Origin of the sequence: Rhizobium sp. BT-226 (genome assembly GCF_025847085.2) — a bacterium.
GTDB classification, from domain to species: Bacteria; Pseudomonadota; Alphaproteobacteria; order Rhizobiales; family Rhizobiaceae; genus Rhizobium; species Rhizobium sophorae.
The window spans coordinates 1,171,845-1,188,865 of record NZ_JAOYTI010000001.1 but is presented as its reverse complement, the minus strand read 5'-3'; the positions used below and the strand labels follow the sequence as shown (position 1 = coordinate 1,188,865).

The window sequence follows — 17,021 nt, the reverse complement described above, 5'->3', positions numbered from 1 at the left end:
GCGTCGAGTGAGGGCGAAAAACTGTGCTTCCCGCCCACCGCCGCTTGCTCATCGATTTCCTCAAGCAAAAGCAGAGGGAATTGCCGTAAGCGGCTGGGCGGGAGTCGGTTTCGGATGCCGAGGAAGCGGCGGGTTCAATAGTAGGCCGATTTGAACGGGGTCACTGCGGCACCCATGGCCGAGGCGTCGCTTGCGATTTCGGAGATGACAAGCTTCGGGCGGGGGCGCGGCACGCCGTAGCGGGGGCGGTCGTAGATCTCGGTCCGGTCGATCAGCATCTGCGCCAGAGCGTAAGGGACCTGACCGCCGAAGATGATCGCCTGCGGGTCGTAGATCGCCCAGATCGCATTGATGAGGCGGTTATAGGCCGGCGTCACTTCATCAACCCATTCTGTCACTCCCGGCCATTTCGGATCGAAATGCTTGCGCATATAGCTGATCGAGGGAACGTCGACGCCGTTGCGGTTGAGTTTTTCGATCAGGTACTGCAAGGCCGGCCGGCGTTTGTTTTCCTCGGCGTCGTAGATGCCTGAGAATTCGCCGGCATTGCCGATGCCGTTATGCAGCAGTTCGCCGTTGGTGATCAGGCCGCCGCCGAAGCCGTAATTGAAGCTGAGATAGGCGAAGTGCTTCATGTAACGGCCGACGCCGAACATGGATTCGGCGATGGCTCCCGTCTTGGCGCCGTTGTGCACCCAGACCGGCTTGTTGAAAAATTCCGACAACAGCGGCCCGAGCTCGATCAGCGACCATTCATGCAGCGGCAGCGGCGCATTGAAGCGTGTGCCGCTGACGTGAAAGCCGGCAATGGCAAAGCCGATGCCGAAGAAGGCCTCTTCGGAAAGATTGTTCGCCCTCTGGTGTTCGATCAGCTGCTCGCGAACGAGGTCGAGCGCCTGGGCCATGGTGCGTTCGCGTAGGGCGATGCTGCTTTCGGCCAGCACATTGCCCGATATATCCATCAGGCAGATGCCGATCACGTCGGTGTTGACAGAGATGCCGCAGGAATAGGCGTAGCGGCCGTCGAGCCTTAGCGTCGGGCTCGGCTGGCCGCGGCCGGCGCCGGGCTTCGGCGAGCCGAAGGAAACGATGCCGCGCTCCTCCAGCTGGTCGATGATGCGGTAGACGGATTGCTGGGTGAGATTGGTGTGGGCGGTGACTTCCGACCGGGAAAGGCCGGGATTGCGCCAGATCAGCTTCAGCAGGTCGCGCTCGTTCGAGGAGACGACGCCGCCGCCTTCGCGCAGGAAGTGCGGCGCGATCAGCGGCTCCGGAAAATAGGCCATATCAAACACCTCCTTCGTCAAAAAATTACTATCGAGGTGTAGTAATTATTGTTGTATTCCTGGCCACTTAGCTCATTCACCCTATAGCAGCAGCATCGTTCCGCGACAAGTGTCTTGTAGGCGTCACTAAATTGTTACACGCTGCTTGTAATAAAGTTCCGTCACGGTGCCGGGCATGAACCCGGCTATCAAAACAGGCGAGGGCAAGATGAAGATTTCCATTCTGGCGGCTGCGGCCGCGCTGATGGCGGGCGCGTGTTCTGCGCAGGCCGCCAATATCGAATTCTGGTACGGCAATACCGGCGCCGCCGAAAAGGCGATCCAGGATCAGTGCGCCGCTTTCAATGCCGCGCAATCTGCGCATCACGTCACCTGCGTCGGCCAGGGCAGCTATGAAGTGTCGATGCAGAAGGCGATCGCCGCCTTCCGCGCCCATAACCATCCCGTCCTCATCCAGTTTTTCGATGCCGGCACGCTCGACCTGATGCTGTCGGATGCCGTCGTGCCGGTCCAGGATGTGCTGCCGGACGTCAAGTGGGACAATTACATCGCCGGCGCACGCGCCTATTACGAAACATCAGGCGGCAAGCTTTTCGCGCAGCCCTATAATTCCTCGACGCTGCTCTTCTACACCAACAAGACCGAGCTTGAGAAAGCCGGCGTCACCACGACGCCAACGACCTGGGAAGAGGTCATCGAGGCCGCCCGCAAGCTGAAGGCTGCAGGTCATGAATGCCCCTTCACCACCGACGGCGATACATGGCGCGTGCTCGAGCAGTTTTCCGCCCGCCACGGCCTGCCGATCGCCTCAAAGCATAACGGCTTTGACGGCCTTGACGGCGAATATGTGTTCAACACCACCTTCGCCGCCAAGCATCTGCAGAACCTTGTGGATTGGCGCAAGGAAGGGCTCGTCAAGCTCAATGCCGATACCAAGGCCGGCAACTTCACCGCCGCCTTCAACACCGGCGAATGCGCGATGATGGAGAATTCTTCGGGTTCCTATACCGCCTCGGCCAAGGCTTTCGAAGGCAAGTACGAGATCACCGTCGGCCTGGCGCCGATGTACAAGGGCTATGAGCGCCACAACACGCTTGTCGGCGGCGCCTCGATCTACATCATGAAGGATCACGATAAGGCCGAAGTCGAAGGCGCCAAGGCCTTTCTCGACTTCGTGCGCCGTCCCGAGCAGCAGATGTTTCTGACCGCCGCCACCGGCTACGTCCCCGTCACCAACGACGTGATGGATGCGATCGCCAAGAGCGGCGAGGCGAATTCGCCGAAATATGCGACGGCCGCCCTCGGCATCCAATCGATGAACCAGCCGCGCACGCCGGATACGCGCGGCATCCGCCTCGGCTTCTACGTGCAGTTCCGCCAGGTGTTCATGGAAGAAACCCAGAAGGCATTCGCCGGTGGTGAGACCATGCAGGTGGCGCTCGACAATGCCAAGAAACGCGGCGACGAGCTGCTGCGCCGCTTCGAGCAGACCTACAAGGGCGTGAAGCTGCAGTGATCCCGACATCCCACGCACGGGTGTGCGCCCCAAGCGCTCCCGTGCGTCAGGCACGGGGCATACGCCCGTGCCGGTCTTCCAATGCAGGGTTTTCCATGACGTCGGAATCTTCTCTCTTCAGCCATCGCTGGCTGCCGCTTCTGCTGGTGGCGCCGCTCATGCTGCTGATCGCGCTCTTTTTCTACGTGCCGGTTTTTCAGGCCTTCTACTGGTCGTTCTTCCTCGAGCGCCCGTTCGGCGGCGGCTCGATGTTCGTCGGCTGGGATAATTTCGCGCGGGTACTCGCAGATCCCGAATTCTGGGAGGCCGGCTGGCGCACAATCATCTTCATGGTCACGGCATCCACGCTTGCGGTGCTGATCCCGCTGATCCTTGCGCTCGCGGCCGACCGGAAGATCCGCCTGGCGCTGCCGGCGCGCAACGTGCTGATCTGGCCGAAGGGGGTGGCGGGCGCTTCGATCGGCGTCGTCTTCGCCTTCATCTTCAATCCCTTCGTCGGCATGCTGGCGCCGCTCAACAGCGCTTTTCCCGGCATATGGGCGCCTGGCATCGACGGCACGGATGCCTTCATCACGCTGATTGCAGCCCATGTCTGGGGCGGCATCCCGTTCAATTTCGTCATCCTGCTCGCCGGCCTGCAATCCATCCCGAAGACCATGCAGCAGGCAGCGGCGATGGATGGGGCAGGGCCGTGGCGGCGCATCTTCGATGTGCAACTGCCCCTCATTATGCCGCAACTCTTCCTGACGCTGGTGCTCGAATTCACCGAAAGCGTTACCTCGGCCTTCGCGCTGATCGATACGATCACCGATGGCGGCCCGGGCGGGGCGACGACGCTGCTTGTCTACAAGATCTACACCGACGGCTTCAGCGGATACGACCTCTCCGGCGCCTCGACCCAGACGGCGATCCTGATGGTCTTCGTCGTCCTTCTCACCGCCGCCCAGTTCCTGCTGCTTGGCCGGCGCATCAACTACGAGCGGTGACCCATGATCGAAAACGCACGTTCCCTCAACATCGCAGCCAGCCTCGTCCTTATCGTCGGCATCGTCTATATCCTCGGGCCGCTCTATCTGACGCTCGCCACCGCCTCGCAATCCTACGAATTCATGCTGCGTAACGGGCTTGCCTGGTATCCCGGCGACCAGCTCCTTTCCAACATGGCGCGGGTCTTCACCGAGACATCAATCCCGGTCCAGATGCTCAACAGTCTGGTGGTCGCCTCTGGCGATGCACTCGCGACCTGCGTCCTGTCTTTCCTGTCGGCCTATGCCATCGTCTATTTCCGCGTCCGCTGGGCGGGCGTGGCTTTTGCGCTGATCCTCGCGACCATCATGTTGCCGATCGAGATCCGCGTCATTACCACCTACCAAGTGGCGTCGAATGTGTTTTCGCCGGTCAATGCGCTGCTTGATGTCACCGGGCTTAACGGCTTGATAACAGGAGTCTTCGGCGCGCCGGTCCATCTCGAATTGAGCGTGCTGAACACGCATTTCGGCCTGATCGCGCCGCTTGTGGCGCATGGCACCGGCACTTTCCTGTTCCGCCAGTTCTTCCTCACGCTGCCCAAGGATCTGTTCAAGGCGGCGCGGATGGATGGGGCAGGGCCGATCCGCTTCCTCTTCGACATCCTGCTGCCGCTGTCGCGCACCAGTTTCGCCGCGCTCTTCATACTGACCTTCCTCGGCGGCTGGACGCAATATCTCTGGCCGCTGGTCGCCGCCTCGACGCCCGATATGCAGACCGCCGTCGTCGGCCTGGCGCGGCTCGTTCCAGATGCCGAAGGAGAAATCCCCGATTTCCCGATGATCATGGCCGGCGCCGTCATCATCTCCATCATTCCGCTGGCGATGATCGCGCTCCTGCAGCGCTACCTCGTCCAGGGCCTGGTTCTCACGGAGAAATAGCCATGAACGCCATCGACATGGCCATCCGCGCCGCTGCGGCAAACATCACGCTCTCAGGCGTCAGCAAGGCCTATGACGCCGAGACCGTCGTCATTCCGCCGATGGATGTCGAGCTCAGGGCCGGCGAATTCACCGTCGTGCTCGGTCCCTCCGGCTGCGGCAAGTCCACGCTGTTGCAGATGATCGCCGGGCTGGAGCGGGTGAGCGGCGGCACAATCGTCATCGGCGGCCGGCAGGTGCAGGATCTGGAGCCGAAACATCGCGGCTGCGCCATGGTGTTCCAGAACTATGCGCTCTATCCGCATATGAGCGTCTTCGACAACATCGCCTACAGCCTCAAGGTATCAGGCATGCAGAAGGCCGAGCGCATCGAGCGGGTCGGGGCGGTGGCGAAGATGCTCGGCCTTTCCGATTATCTCGGCCGCAAGCCCGGGCATCTCTCCGGCGGCCAGCGCCAGCGCGTCGCGATCGGCCGCGCCATCGTGCGCGAACCCGGCGTGCTTCTATTCGACGAGCCGCTTTCCAACCTCGACGCCCAACTCAGGCACGACATGCGCGTCGAACTGGCCGATCTGCACCGGCGCATCGGCGCCACCACCGTCTTCGTCACCCATGACCAGGTGGAGGCGATGACGCTTGCTGATCGCATCCTCATTCTCAACAAGGGCCGGATCGAACAATTCGACACGCCGAAGGCGATCTATCACCATCCGGCCTCGGTCTTCGTCGCCAGATTCATCGGCGCACCGCCGATGAACATCCTGCCGGTCACCGGCGACGGCGCCGTCCTCCGGCTCGCCGACGGGCAGGTGGTGGCGCAAGCGCGGCTCACCGGCGCCTATCAGCTCGGCATCCGCCCCGAGGATATTCTGATCGACGGCGGGGCCAACGGACATGTGGTCACGTCAGCTTTGCGTTTTCGCGAGGATCTCGGCTCGCATTCGATCCTGGCAGCCGAGCTCGGCGGCTCGGTAGTCAGGATCGCCACGCCCTTCGGCGCTGAAATACCGGATCATAGCCAACTCTTTCTCAATCTCCCTGCCTCCCGCCTGCATCTCTTCGATGCGGAGAGCGGCAAGGCCATGCCAGGCGCATTCGGCGCAAACTAAAGGACATCCCCATGAAATATATCGACCACATTGCCGACCCGTCGCGCCCCTGCGCCATTGTCGCCCATCGGGGTGCCTGGCATCAGGCTCCCGAAAACAGCCTTGCCGCGATCGAGAATGCGATTGCCGGCGGCTATGACATCGTCGAGGTGGATATCCGCCAGAGCGCCGATGGCGTGCTGTTCATCCTGCACGACGACACGCTCGAACGCATGGGCGGCATCGACCGCGTCCCCAAGGAGATGACGATCGCCGAGATCACCAGCCTGCGGCTGCGCATGGCCGATGGCGGGCCGGACCAGCCGTTCACGACGCAGACCATTCCAACGCTGGAACAGGTGCTCGAAACCGTGCGTGGCCGCATCTTCGTCGATCTCGATCTCAAGGACCTCGAGATGATGAGCATCGTCGCCGCCAAGGTCAAAGAGATGGGCATGGCCGATCAGGTCGATCTCAAGGCTCGCGCCGACACGCCGGAGGCGCTGGCTTGGCTCGCCAGGCAGTCCGGCATCGACGGCATTCCGTTCATGGGCCAGGCGTTCTTCAGGCTCGGGAGCGCCGAAGAGACCGCCAAGGCAGTCATCGCGGCGCGCCCCTTCATGTGCGAAGCCAAATTCGATGAGTTGGAGACGTTGGCCGGCCAGCACGAGCGCCTGCGCAACGCCGGAATCTCGCTTTGGGTCAACACGCTCGATCCGGTCTCCTGCTGCGGCCTGACCGACAGTGCGGCACTTGAAGATCCCGATGCGATCTGGGGGCGGATGATGGCGGCCGGCATCAGCGTCATCCAGACCGACCAGCCGGCGGCGCTCAAGGCCTATATCGAGGCGCGCCGCGGATGAGGAATGTGTCGGACGACATATTCTCCGCCGTGATGGAGGATATGCGCCGGGCGGCGGAGGCAGAGATCCTGCCCCGCTTCCTCGGCGTCACCGCCGAGGGTATTCGCACCAAGACGGCGCCCGACGATCTGGTGACCGATGCCGATCTCGGCGCCGAGCGGCGGCTCACCGAAGCGCTGTCGGCGCACTTTCCCGAGGCGCTGCTGGTCGGCGAGGAAGCGGTTTCGGCCGATCCCGCCATTTTGACGCGGCTTGGCGACGCCGATCTCGCCATCATCATCGATCCTGTCGACGGCACCTGGAATTTTGCCCACGGCCTGCCGCTGTTCGGCATGATCGTGGCGATCGTCTCCGGCGGCGAGACGGTGGCCGGGCTGATCCACTATCCCGTGACGGGCGATTTCCTTGCCGCACGGCCGGGGCAGGGCGCTTGGCATATCGCCCGTGATGGCACCAGGACCCGGCTCAGCGTCGCGCCGCCAGGGCCGATCGGGGAAATGCACGGCTTCGTGCCGCTGCATATGTTCCCCGCCGAGGCGCAGCCGGTCTACGCTCGGAGCCTGTTGCACTTTTCCCGCACCACCACATGGCGCTGCTCGGCCTATGAATACCGGGCGGTGGCATCAGGGGCGATGAGCTTTTCGCTCAACGCCGAGCTCAAACCCTGGGACCACGCCGCCGGCGTGCTGATCCATCACGAAGCTGGCGGCTACGGGGCATTGCTCAGCGGCGAAGCCTATCGTCCTGCGATGGCCAGGGGCCGGCTGCTGCTGGCGCCGGATGTGGAAAGCTGGGAGGCGATCCGGCGGGGTTTTGTCGAGGGGTGATAGCTCGGCGCGCTGGCGGAAAGTCTGGCAAGGGCACTCACTCAAAGCAGACGAGCCGCAAGACACTACCCCTCACCTAACGGGGCGGGGGACTTGCCATGCGACACGTGAATGGAAGGAGCGAGGTCACGGCAGGCGGATGAGGGATTTTATTTTGTGCCGATAGCGGTCGCTCGAACGTCGTAACGACTAGCGGAAACCTGAGCGGATTAGTATCGTCGCTTAGCGGCGTTACGCCACTCGCATGACAGGGTGATCGTATCAAGGCGCTTCACTACTCGCCAGAGGCGGCATGAAAATCATAGATAATACAACGACGTCCCGTGCAATCGGCTGTATTCTCGGTCAACTGGCAGGAGATGCGCTTGGCTCCCTGGTGGAGTTTCAGGCACCCCAAGAAATACGCCAGAAGTATCCCCATGGCGTTCGCGAAATTCATGATGGCGGCACATGGAACACCATTGCCGGTCAGCCAACTGATGACTCCGAGATGGCGCTGGCTTTGGCCAGATCGATTGTCGCGGAAGGCGCATACGTTCAAGACGCTGCCCGAAGGGCCTATGAAGACTGGCTAGCATCCAAGCCTTTCGACATTGGCCGGACGGTATATAATGGAATTCGCTACGAGCCTGACCACCAAAGCCAAGCCAACCGTGCGCTCATGCGCGTGTCACCTCTCGGCATTTTTGGATCTCAGTTTCCAACCGAACAGGTCGGTTTGTGGGCGGAACAGGACGCCATCATCACACATCCGAACCTCGTGTGCCGGCAGATCAACAATCTCTTCGCTCGCGCGCTATCGTACGCAATTGCCGAAGGCCCGACGCCTCGAGATGTTTATCAGACGATCAGAAAATGGTCCGATGAACTTGGTGTTGATCACAGCATTCGTGATGCAATCGCCGCCGCCGAAAAGGAACCGCCAAAGGACTTCGTGAATCAGCAAGGCTGGGTCCTGACCGCGTTTCAGAATGCCATTTTTCAATTGCTGCATTCGAATTCCTTGGAGGACGGCGTAGTGAGCACCGTCTCAAATGGTGGCGATACCGATACGAACGCAGCGATTGCCGGAGCTCTGCTCGGTGCGATTCATGGAGAGTGTGCAATTCCCAGGCGATGGCGTGAATCGATACTTTCCTGCCGACCATACGAGGGAAACCCAAAGGTCGCGCATCCAAGGCCTGAACTATATTGGCCGGTTGATTGCATCGAGCTGGCCAGCCAGTTGTTGAAGAGAGCTGGCTAGCAATGCTGACCCATCCGCGGATCGGCTCCTCGACGGCCGATGCGGCGATCAATATGTGAACTCAAGCCAAAGGCGAGGCAATTGCCGTAAGTGCCGGGAAATGAGTCGGATTTTCTGTCGGCAGTATTGAGATCCGCCGCACGATCCGGACTTCACCTGGCCCCCGACAGGCGCTAAAAATTAAGCATGCGCTACACGTTCGCCATAGGAGATATCCACGGCTGTATCGATCCGCTGAACAGGATGATCGATCGGATCGAGGCTTATGCGTCTGAAGGGACCGTCGTCTTCGTTGGCGACTATATTGATCGCGGGCCTGACAGCAAAAGCGTCCTCGACCGGATCATCGCCGGTCCATCGGACCCGTGGAGATGGATCTGCCTGAAAGGCAATCATGAGGATATGATGGTCGCTGCCTATGCCGACGGTCAGAGCAGAGCCGTGTGGCTCGGCAACGGCGGGCTGGAGACCGAAATATCCTATGGCGGCAGAGTTCAGCCCCAGCATTTGCAATGGGCGGCTGGTCGTTCGCTCATGCATGTCGACCGGCATCGCATCTTCGTCCATGCCGGCGTCGATCCGGCGTTTCCGCTGGAACAGCAGAGCGAGGACGATCTTCTCTGGCTACGGTTCCCTCCCGGTTGGTCCAGCGACTATTGGGGCAAGCATCTGGTCCACGGCCACACGCCGTCGCTGTCCAACCCGGTGACAACAGGAAACCGCACCAACATCGACAGCGGCTGCGTCTTCGGCGGCAAGCTCTCCTGCGCGGTCTTCGACGACGGTGTTGCCGGCGGGCCGATCGACTTTATCGAGGTGAGGGCATGAACTTGGTCGCTTTGGTAAGGGGGTAAGGCCGGACGCGGTTGAGCGGAAGTGAGGCTTGCTCCCTCTTCTCCCCGCTGGGGAGAAGAGATACCGGCGCCGTCGCGGCGCGTGATCGGTGGCTTATGCCCGCCAGCCGGCGGCGAGCCGTAGCCAGGGCGCCAGGTGGAAGCCGCTCATCAGCAGGTACATCGGCACCATTCCGCCCATCGCGAAGGTATCCGGCGTCGTCGTGCAGATCATGTCGGCGCTGCCAGTGGTGGCCGTCAGCAGCGCCATGACCGCGAATGTCGGGGCGGCGGCGAGCGACAGCCAGTTGGCGCTGTGGGCGGCGATCCGGCCGCCCGGGCTTGCCATGCCACTGCTCGGCTTAGCAGCTGATCCGTCTGCTGAGGCGGCCAGCGAGAGCCATTCGGCGGCGTTGAGAGCGGCGTTGCCGTCGCCTCGCTCTGGAGTGTGGGCGGAGAGCAGCATCGGCGTCATTCCTTGCCGTAGCGATCGTGATGGCGCCACCAGATGCCGGTTTCGTTGCGGCCCTTGGGTGCGCGGTCGAGCCATTGATACATGCCCCATAACCCGTCCAGCCCGCGCGCATAGCTGGAATAGCTGTGGTAGACGGCGCCGTCGATAAGCTCGAAGGCGCTGACGCCCGGCCGGTCGCGGGTATAGGTGGGAACGTCGGTGCCGGTCATGGCGGCGATCTGAGCGATCGGGGCTTCGCTGTCGCGGGGCTGCCACTCCTGGACAGTCCTGCCTGGGAGCGGTTCGGGAGCGGGCGGTTCGCGGCGGTAATTATAGTCTACCTCGCCCTGGTGCTGCTGCTCGGCAGAGAACCAGACGCTGAAATCGCCGTTGAAGTCGCTGCCGAAGGAGGAGGCCCAGGGAAAGCTCCAGTCCATCCGCCGCTTGAACGCTTCGAGCTTTGCGAGCGGCGCGCGCGAGACCGCCCAAAAGGCGACATCGTGGTTTTCAAGATGGACGAAAAAGCCGTTGAAACCGTCGGCGATCGACGAGCAGGACGGGCATCCCGCTGTATAATCCGGCCCGAACATGAAGTGATAGACGAGAAGCTGTGAGCGGCCGCCGAAGAGATCCTTTAGCGAGATGTTGCCGTCGTCGGTGTCGAAGCGGTATTGCTTGTCGATCCTGACACGCGGCAATTGCTGGCGCTTGATCGCCAGCGCGTCGCTCTGCCGGGTCAGTTCCTTCTCCTCTTCGAGCAGATCGAGCCTTGCTGCCAGCCACTGCTGGCGTGTTGCGTTCAGCTGTGCCGTCATGGGTCTTCTCCTTTGCCTGTCTCTCGTCGTAGCATCCGGCGCAGGCTTGCTTGCCGGTCGACGACAAATCTAAGGCCGAGTGGGGAAATGGCGGGAGTGACAAGTGTGACGGGATTTGAATGGACTCGCTGATCACGGCGGCGGCGCGAGCGCTGGCAACAGGCGATGCGCTCGGCGCGCTGAAGCGGGTGGCGCTGCGCGACGATGCGCCCGCGCTGGCGCTGCGTGGCATTGCGATGGCGCAGCTCGGTGATCTGGTCCGTGCCAAGGCGCTGTTGAAGAGTGCGGCGCGTGCTTTCGGCCCAAGGGAGGCGATGGCGCGAGCCCGCTGCGTAGTCGCCGAGGCCGAGATCGCGCTGGTCTCGCGCGATCTCACCTGGCCGCCCAAGGCGCTGGAGGCGGCGCGCAAGGTGCTCGAAGCGCATGGCGACAGGGTCAATGCCGCCCATGCCAGGAATGTCGAGCTTCGCCGGTTGGTGCTGATCGGCCGGCTCGACGAGGCTGAGCGGGCGCTGGAAACACTTGACCCGACGCCGCTGCCGCCGGCGGCAAGGGCTGCCCATGAGCTGGTGGTTGCGGGCATCGCGATCCGGCGCCTGCAGACGAAAGCGGCGCGAGCGGCGCTTGACCGGGCGAGACAGGCGGCGCGCGAGGCCGACATGCCGGTGCTGACGGCGGAGGTGGAGAATGCCGCCCGCGTGCTCAGCGCGCCGGTGGCGCGGCTGATCTCGCGCTGGCGGGAAAGCCCGCTGCTGCTCGAGGAGGTGGAAGAGCTGCTTGGTTCGGGCACGCTCGTCGTCGATGCCTGCCGCCATGTCGTGCGCGACGATCAGCTTTCGGTGTCGCTGGCAACGCGGCCGGTGCTTTTCACGCTCGCCCGGACGCTTGCCGAAGCTTGGCCGGGGGATATGGCCAGGGGTACGCTCATCGCGCGCGCCTTCCGCGGCAAACATGCCGATGAATCGCATCGTGCCCGGCTACGCGTCGAGATCGGCCGGCTGCGTGCCGAGCTGCGGGCGCTCGCCGAGGTCTCGGCGACGAAACGCGGCTTTGCGCTTTCGCCGCGCCGTGCCGGAGAGATCGCCGTGCTGGCGCCGTTGGTCGAAGGACAGCATGGGGCGGTGCTCGCCTTTCTCGCCGATGGCGAGGCGTGGTCGAGTTCGGCGCTGGCGATCGCGCTCGGCGCCAGCCCGCGCACCGTGCAGCGGGCACTGGATTCACTTGCGGAGGAGGGCAAGGTGCAATCCTTCGGTCGCGGGCGGGCGCGGCGCTGGATGAGCCCGCCGCTTCCCGGTTTCCCGACGATCTTGTTACTCCCGGGACCTCTGCCAAGCGACTAGTATGGCCTGACTGACGAAGATGGCCCTGGTCAACGGGCAAACAGGATGGAAGAGATGAAAAAATCGGCTGCGACGATCATCCGTGAATATGGACCCTTTCCCGGCGCCGAGCGCGTCAACGGCGTCACCTTCGATGGTGAGCATGTCTGGTTCGCCTCCGGCGACAGGCTGAACGCGCTCGATCCTGCAAGCGGCGAGGTGGTGCGCTCGATCGAGGTTGCGTCCCATGCCGGTACGGCTTTCGATGGAGAGTTCCTCTATCAGATCGCCGAGGATGTCATTCACAAGATCGACCCGAAGTCCGGTCGTATCCTTTCCACCATCCCGGCGCCCGGCAATGGCGGCGATTCCGGCCTTGCCTGGGCCGAAGGCTCGCTCTGGGTCGGCCAGCACCGCGGCCGCAGGATCCATCAGATCGACCCGGAAACTGGCAAGATCCTCCGCACGATCGAATCCAACCGCGTCGTGACAGGCGTCACCTGGGTCGACGGCCAGCTTTGGCACGGAACCTGGGAGGGCGATGACAGCGACGTCAGACGCATCGACCCCGAAACCGGCGAGGTCCTGGAGCGGCTGGAGATGCCCGAGGGCACCGGCGTCTCCGGCCTCGAATCCGACGGTGCCGACTGCTTCTTTTGCGGTGGCGGCGCCAGCGGCAAGGTCCGCGCGATCAGCCGGCCGAAGTGAGCGCCCGCGCCACCGGGGTGAGCGCGATGCGCCACTGTGGTGAGGCCCGGTCCCGCAAAGCGGGCCGAACGCCCTGAGCTATGCGAAGGGCCGGGAGAGGCAAAAAGGAGACAAGGCGAGTTGTCGATGCGGCGTGGGCAGCGGGCGGCCAGCCGCTGCAGGGAAAGCAAGTGCTGCGATGTTTCGGCTACCGTCAGTCGGATGGCCGATCCACGGCTTTGCCTTCATGGCCATTTTCAGCGCCCAAAGACCATCATAATTCCTTAACATTCGTCAATTGTAATCGCGATTTAGTTGCGGATTCGACAAAACGTGTTTTAAATCAATCTAAAAGAGCATTTTTGTGAGGCGGCATTATGCGGGCGGGCGATGTGTTTCATAGGACCAGCCAGCAGAAGCGCCTGTCAGCGATCTGCCTGGCGGCACTGAGCCTTGGCTGCTCGTTCGCAGCGCCCACTTCAAGAAGCGCGGGAAAGCATCGGGAGTTCAAAGGGCGGCACCTTGTCCTCCTGACAGCATGTGGGGTGGTGCTTATGGCCCTATCCGCCGGAACGGCCTCGGCCCAAAATTGGATCGGAGCAACAAGCAGTGACTGGACTGACGGGAGCAATTGGGCGGGCGGTATAGCTCCCAGTGCCGGTACAACCGTCAATCAGTACGATTGGCGTACCGTCCTAGGGGCCTGCCATCCTCGGTGTCACTGGGCCGGTCAGCGTCTCGGTAGGGGCAACACAAGTCGGCCAAGGGGGACCAGCGCACGGCATTTTGACGATACAGAATAGCAGCACCCTGACAAGCACGGGCTCGTCGCGGCTCGCAGCTGCGGCTGGGACCACCGGCATCGTCACCGTCACCGGCCCAGGATCGCAGTGGAACATACCCGCGGGGACTTTTTTTGTTGGTTTTTCGGGTACTGGCACACTCAACATTGAGAACGGCGGGCAAGTTACGGCGGGAGGGGGCACGACCTTGGGCAACCTCGCTGCAGGGTCCGGCACGCTCAACATCACAGCCGGTGGCACATTGCAGACCCTATCCTTGCGGGGCGGCTCCGGCGCGAGCCAGGCCAATTTCAACAATGGCATCCTGCGCGCTACCGCCGCTAACGCGACCTTCATCAACGGATTTTCCGGCAGCGAGCTCAATCTGCTCGCCGGCGGGCTGACACTCGATACCAACGGCTTCACCGTAGGCACCGACGCCGCGTCCGGGTTCACCGGCGTCGGTGGCCTGACCGTCACCGGTGGCGGTGTCTTCAGCCTGCTGGCGAGCAGCATTTATACCGGCGAGACGCAGATCGATTTCGGCAGCAGCCTCGCCCTTTCCGGCGCCGGCGCCGTCGCCAATTCCAGCCGGGTTGTCGCCGACGGCGCTCTTGACGTTTCCGGGGCAGCAGCCCCGACCATCCAGAGCCTGGCCGGCAGCGGCACCGTGCTGCTCGGGCCCCAAACCCTGACGATCGCTAATGCCAACGACACCTTCGCGGGCGTGATCGGCGGCACGGGTGGGCTGACCGTCACCGGCGGCAGCCAGACGCTTTCGGGCGTCAACACCTATACTGGCGCCACGACGGTGAGCGGCGGCCGGCTCGCCGTCAATGGCTCGATCGCCAGCCCGGTCACGACATCGGGCGTCGGTATTCTCGGCGGCACCGGCACGATCTTCGGCGATGTGACCAATGCCGGCGTGGTGGCGCCGGGCAATTCCATCGGCACGCTGACGATATCAGGTAACTATATTGGCAGCGGCGGCACTCTGGAGATCGAGAGCGTGCTCGGCGACGATACTTCCGCGACCGACCGCCTCGTCGTCACCGGCAACACATCAGGCACCACCGATGTTAAGGTGACCAACCTCGGGGGCGGTGGCGGACAAACCGTCGAAGGCATCAAGATCGTCGATGTCGGCGGTACGTCGGCCGGCACCTTCTCGCTGCTCGGCGACTATGTGTTCGAGGGCGATCAGGCCGTGGTCGGCGGCGCCTATGCCTATCGACTTTACCAAGGTGGCGTCAGCACGCCTGCCGATGGCGACTGGTATCTGCGCTCAGCCATTATCGATGCCGCAGGCACCGCGACCGGGCCGCTATACGCGCCGAGCGTGCCGCTCTACGAGGCCTATGCCGGCGTGCTGCAGAACCTCAACGAATTCGGCACGCTGCGCCAGCGCACCGGCGGCCGCGAAGTGGACGGTGGCCAATCCGCCGCCCAGAACGACCCTTCCAAGGCGATCTGGACCCGCATCGACGGGACGCATTCGCATTTCGAACCGGAGACTTCGACGACGGGCACCGAATATGACGTCGACAGCTGGACGCTGCAGGCGGGCGTCGACGGAATGCTGCACGAAAGCGGGGCAGGCATGCTGATCGGCGGGCTCAGCTTTCATGTCGATACGGCCTCGGCAGACGTCTCTTCGCGCTTCGGCAAGGGCGACATCGACACCACAGGCTACGGCTTCGACGGCACCTTGACCTGGTACGGCAACAGCGGCTTCTACATCGATACGCAGGCTGGCGTGACCTGGTACAGCAGTGATCTCAAATCCTCGACGCTTCACACCACGCTTGCAGACGACAATGACGGCTTCGGCTATGGGTTCAGCGTCGAAGCCGGCCAGAGGATCGCGCTGACCAACCAGTGGTCGCTGACGCCGCAGGCGCAGCTTGCTTATTCCTCCGTGCGTTTCGATGACTTCACCGATGCCTATGGCGCCGCCACATCGCTCGACGACGGCGACAGCCTGACCGGCCGTCTCGGCATCTCAGCCGATTATGACAGCGACTGGAAGGATGGCTACGGAAAGATCAGTCGCTCGAAGCTCTACGGCATCGCCAATCTCTATTATGACTTCCTCGACGGCTCGGATATCGATGTCTCGGGGACCAAGCTTATCAGTGAGAACCAGGCGCTCTGGGCCGGCCTTGGCATGGGCGGCTCGCTCAGCTGGGCGGACGACCGTTATGCCGTCAACGGCGAAGCCTTTGCCCGCACCAGCCTCAAGGATTTTGGCGACAGCAACGCCGTCGGCGCCAAGGTTGGGTTCAGCGTGAAGTGGTAGCGGGATGGCTACCGGAGGGCCTAGGTTGGAAGTCGACATCAAGGGGCAGGTTGTCAGAATTTCCATCGAGCGAGCAATTGATTTCATCATGTAACGATCTACTTTCGCGGCAGTGTCGACGCTTCGGTGTCGGTCGAGGGCTGTACGCAAAGCCGGTGCAACTGTGGGGGAGAGACCTTGAAACATCTGCGCACGACGCTCGGGCCCAAGAGCAAATCCGAACTTGGGATGATCCTCCCGCACGAGCACGTCTTCGTCGACCTCAGGACGCCCGACCAACCCGGTTATGCCGAAGCTAAGATCGAAGACGTCGTTCGGCTGATGGCCCCCGAGATCGAGCGGATCAAAAAGCTCGGGGTGACGGCACTGGTCGAATGTTCGACGGGCGGCGTCGGACGCCGTGCGGATATCGATCTTGCCGTGTCACTTGCGACGGATTTTCCGATCGTCGTTCCCACCGGCAATTACCGCGAGCCCTGGATCCCCGAATGGGTCCGCCATGCTTCCGAGAAGGAGCTGGAGGCGTGGATGCTTCGCGAGCTGACGGAGCAGATCGACGAGACCGGGTTCCAGGCAGGCTGGATCAAGCTCAGTGCCGGCGATGATGGGATGACGGCGCTCGAGACGAAAATCCTGCGGGCAGCCGCGCGCGCGGCGGCGCAGACAGACGCCGTCATCGGCAGTCATACGATCATGGGACGGGTGGTCATGGATCAGCTCGATGTCATCGAGGCGGAAGGCTATCGGGCCGACAGGTTCATCTCGATCCACACGCAGGAAGAAAAGGACTTCGGCTATAATGTCGCCGTTGCCGATCGGGGCGCCTGGATCGAGTATGACCATGTCGGCCGGGCCGGGGACAACGAGGTGGCGGAGCTGGTGATCAAGGCGCTGGATGCTGGCTGCGGCGACCGCCTGTTGCTAAGCCATGACCGGGGCTGGTTCGATCCGGCGCTGCCGATGGGCGGGACACCCAAGCCTTACACCCATCTTTCCACGGTCTTGCTGCCCGAGTTGAAACGGCGGGGCATAGATGACGGCACACTGGTGCGCCTGACCCACGACAATCCGTTCGAGGCTTTCGCCCGATAGGGAAGTG

At 62.7% G+C, this 17,021-nt stretch carries 15 protein-coding genes; 12 read left to right on the top strand and 3 right to left on the bottom strand.

The window, feature by feature from the left end; genetic code table 11:
* Positions 1-134: 134 nt before the first annotated feature.
* Positions 135-1,286: an ROK family transcriptional regulator gene (locus tag OIU37_RS06075; RefSeq protein WP_180694686.1), complete on the bottom strand. Its 1,152-nt coding sequence runs from the start codon at positions 1,284-1,286 to the stop codon at positions 135-137.
* Positions 1,287-1,494: 208 nt separating this feature from the next.
* Between OIU37_RS06075 and OIU37_RS06070 the strand changes: the two genes are divergently transcribed.
* The 8 genes from OIU37_RS06070 (at position 1,495) to OIU37_RS06035 (ending at position 9,561) form a co-directional block, all read left to right on the top strand.
* Positions 1,495-2,802, top strand: a complete 1,308-nt coding sequence (locus OIU37_RS06070; protein WP_180694687.1) for an extracellular solute-binding protein — start codon at positions 1,495-1,497, stop codon at positions 2,800-2,802.
* A gap of 95 nt (positions 2,803-2,897) precedes the next feature.
* Positions 2,898-3,788 (top strand): carbohydrate ABC transporter permease, encoded by an 891-nt coding sequence (locus OIU37_RS06065; protein WP_264256452.1) that lies wholly within the window; start codon positions 2,898-2,900, stop codon positions 3,786-3,788.
* 3 nt (positions 3,789-3,791) lie between these two features.
* Complete coding sequence (locus OIU37_RS06060) at positions 3,792-4,709, top strand: ABC transporter permease subunit (protein WP_180694689.1); 918 nt, start codon at positions 3,792-3,794, stop codon at positions 4,707-4,709.
* Between the two features lie 2 nt (positions 4,710-4,711).
* Entirely contained in the window at positions 4,712-5,818 is a 1,107-nt protein-coding gene (locus tag OIU37_RS06055) for an ABC transporter ATP-binding protein (RefSeq protein WP_264256450.1), read from the top strand.
* Between the two features lie 11 nt (positions 5,819-5,829).
* Entirely contained in the window at positions 5,830-6,660 is an 831-nt protein-coding gene (locus OIU37_RS06050) for a glycerophosphodiester phosphodiesterase family protein (protein ID WP_264256449.1), read from the top strand.
* Positions 6,657-7,487 (top strand): inositol monophosphatase, encoded by an 831-nt coding sequence (locus OIU37_RS06045; protein ID WP_264256448.1) that lies wholly within the window; start codon positions 6,657-6,659, stop codon positions 7,485-7,487. Before OIU37_RS06050 ends, OIU37_RS06045 begins: the two co-directional genes overlap by 4 nt.
* 292 nt (positions 7,488-7,779) lie before the next feature.
* Entirely contained in the window at positions 7,780-8,733 is a 954-nt protein-coding gene (locus OIU37_RS06040) for an ADP-ribosylglycohydrolase family protein (RefSeq protein WP_264256447.1), read from the top strand.
* Between the two features lie 186 nt (positions 8,734-8,919).
* Positions 8,920-9,561: a metallophosphoesterase family protein gene (locus tag OIU37_RS06035; protein ID WP_180694694.1), complete on the top strand. Its 642-nt coding sequence runs from the start codon at positions 8,920-8,922 to the stop codon at positions 9,559-9,561.
* 120 nt (positions 9,562-9,681) lie between these two features.
* Here OIU37_RS06035 and OIU37_RS06030 read toward each other — a convergent pair whose 3' ends face one another.
* Together OIU37_RS06030 and OIU37_RS06025 are read right to left on the bottom strand one after the other, a co-directional pair.
* Positions 9,682-10,032, bottom strand: coding sequence for a hypothetical protein (locus OIU37_RS06030; protein ID WP_240603129.1), 351 nt, complete (start codon positions 10,030-10,032; stop codon positions 9,682-9,684).
* A 5-nt stretch (positions 10,033-10,037) separates the two neighbouring features.
* The gene (locus OIU37_RS06025) at positions 10,038-10,835 is read right to left on the bottom strand and encodes a DUF899 family protein (protein WP_240602927.1); all 798 of its coding nucleotides are present in this window, start codon (positions 10,833-10,835) and stop codon (positions 10,038-10,040) included.
* 119 nt (positions 10,836-10,954) lie between these two features.
* Here OIU37_RS06025 and OIU37_RS06020 point away from each other — a divergent pair, with 119 nt between their 5' ends.
* From OIU37_RS06020 to OIU37_RS06005, 4 genes are all read left to right on the top strand, one after another.
* Positions 10,955-12,175, top strand: coding sequence for a helix-turn-helix domain-containing protein (locus tag OIU37_RS06020; protein ID WP_240602928.1), 1,221 nt, complete (start codon positions 10,955-10,957; stop codon positions 12,173-12,175).
* A gap of 54 nt (positions 12,176-12,229) precedes the next feature.
* Positions 12,230-12,862 (top strand): PQQ-binding-like beta-propeller repeat protein, encoded by a 633-nt coding sequence (locus OIU37_RS06015; protein ID WP_264256445.1) that lies wholly within the window; start codon positions 12,230-12,232, stop codon positions 12,860-12,862.
* Positions 12,863-13,627: 765 nt separating this feature from the next.
* The gene (locus OIU37_RS06010) at positions 13,628-15,922 is read left to right on the top strand and encodes an autotransporter outer membrane beta-barrel domain-containing protein (protein ID WP_264256444.1); all 2,295 of its coding nucleotides are present in this window, start codon (positions 13,628-13,630) and stop codon (positions 15,920-15,922) included.
* 177 nt (positions 15,923-16,099) lie between these two features.
* Positions 16,100-17,014 (top strand): phosphotriesterase, encoded by a 915-nt coding sequence (locus tag OIU37_RS06005; RefSeq protein WP_264256442.1) that lies wholly within the window; start codon positions 16,100-16,102, stop codon positions 17,012-17,014.
* Positions 17,015-17,021 lie beyond the last annotated feature (7 nt).

Bases quoted from the DNA above. Each gene is read 5' to 3' on its own strand.
- OIU37_RS06075 (WP_180694686.1), bottom strand. From the start codon at position 1,286: ATGGCCTATTTTCCGGAGCCGCTGATCGCGCCGCACTTCCTGCGCGAA.
- OIU37_RS06070 (WP_180694687.1), top strand. From the start codon at position 1,495: ATGAAGATTTCCATTCTGGCGGCTGCGGCCGCGCTGATGGCGGGCGCG.
- OIU37_RS06065 (WP_264256452.1), top strand. From the start codon at position 2,898: ATGACGTCGGAATCTTCTCTCTTCAGCCATCGCTGGCTGCCGCTTCTG.
- OIU37_RS06060 (WP_180694689.1), top strand. From the start codon at position 3,792: ATGATCGAAAACGCACGTTCCCTCAACATCGCAGCCAGCCTCGTCCTT.
- OIU37_RS06055 (WP_264256450.1), top strand. From the start codon at position 4,712: ATGAACGCCATCGACATGGCCATCCGCGCCGCTGCGGCAAACATCACG.
- OIU37_RS06050 (WP_264256449.1), top strand. From the start codon at position 5,830: ATGAAATATATCGACCACATTGCCGACCCGTCGCGCCCCTGCGCCATT.
- OIU37_RS06045 (WP_264256448.1), top strand. From the start codon at position 6,657: ATGAGGAATGTGTCGGACGACATATTCTCCGCCGTGATGGAGGATATG.
- OIU37_RS06040 (WP_264256447.1), top strand. From the start codon at position 7,780: ATGAAAATCATAGATAATACAACGACGTCCCGTGCAATCGGCTGTATT.
- OIU37_RS06035 (WP_180694694.1), top strand. From the start codon at position 8,920: ATGCGCTACACGTTCGCCATAGGAGATATCCACGGCTGTATCGATCCG.
- OIU37_RS06030 (WP_240603129.1), bottom strand. From the start codon at position 10,032: ATGCTGCTCTCCGCCCACACTCCAGAGCGAGGCGACGGCAACGCCGCT.
- OIU37_RS06025 (WP_240602927.1), bottom strand. From the start codon at position 10,835: ATGACGGCACAGCTGAACGCAACACGCCAGCAGTGGCTGGCAGCAAGG.
- OIU37_RS06020 (WP_240602928.1), top strand. From the start codon at position 10,955: ATGGACTCGCTGATCACGGCGGCGGCGCGAGCGCTGGCAACAGGCGAT.
- OIU37_RS06015 (WP_264256445.1), top strand. From the start codon at position 12,230: ATGAAAAAATCGGCTGCGACGATCATCCGTGAATATGGACCCTTTCCC.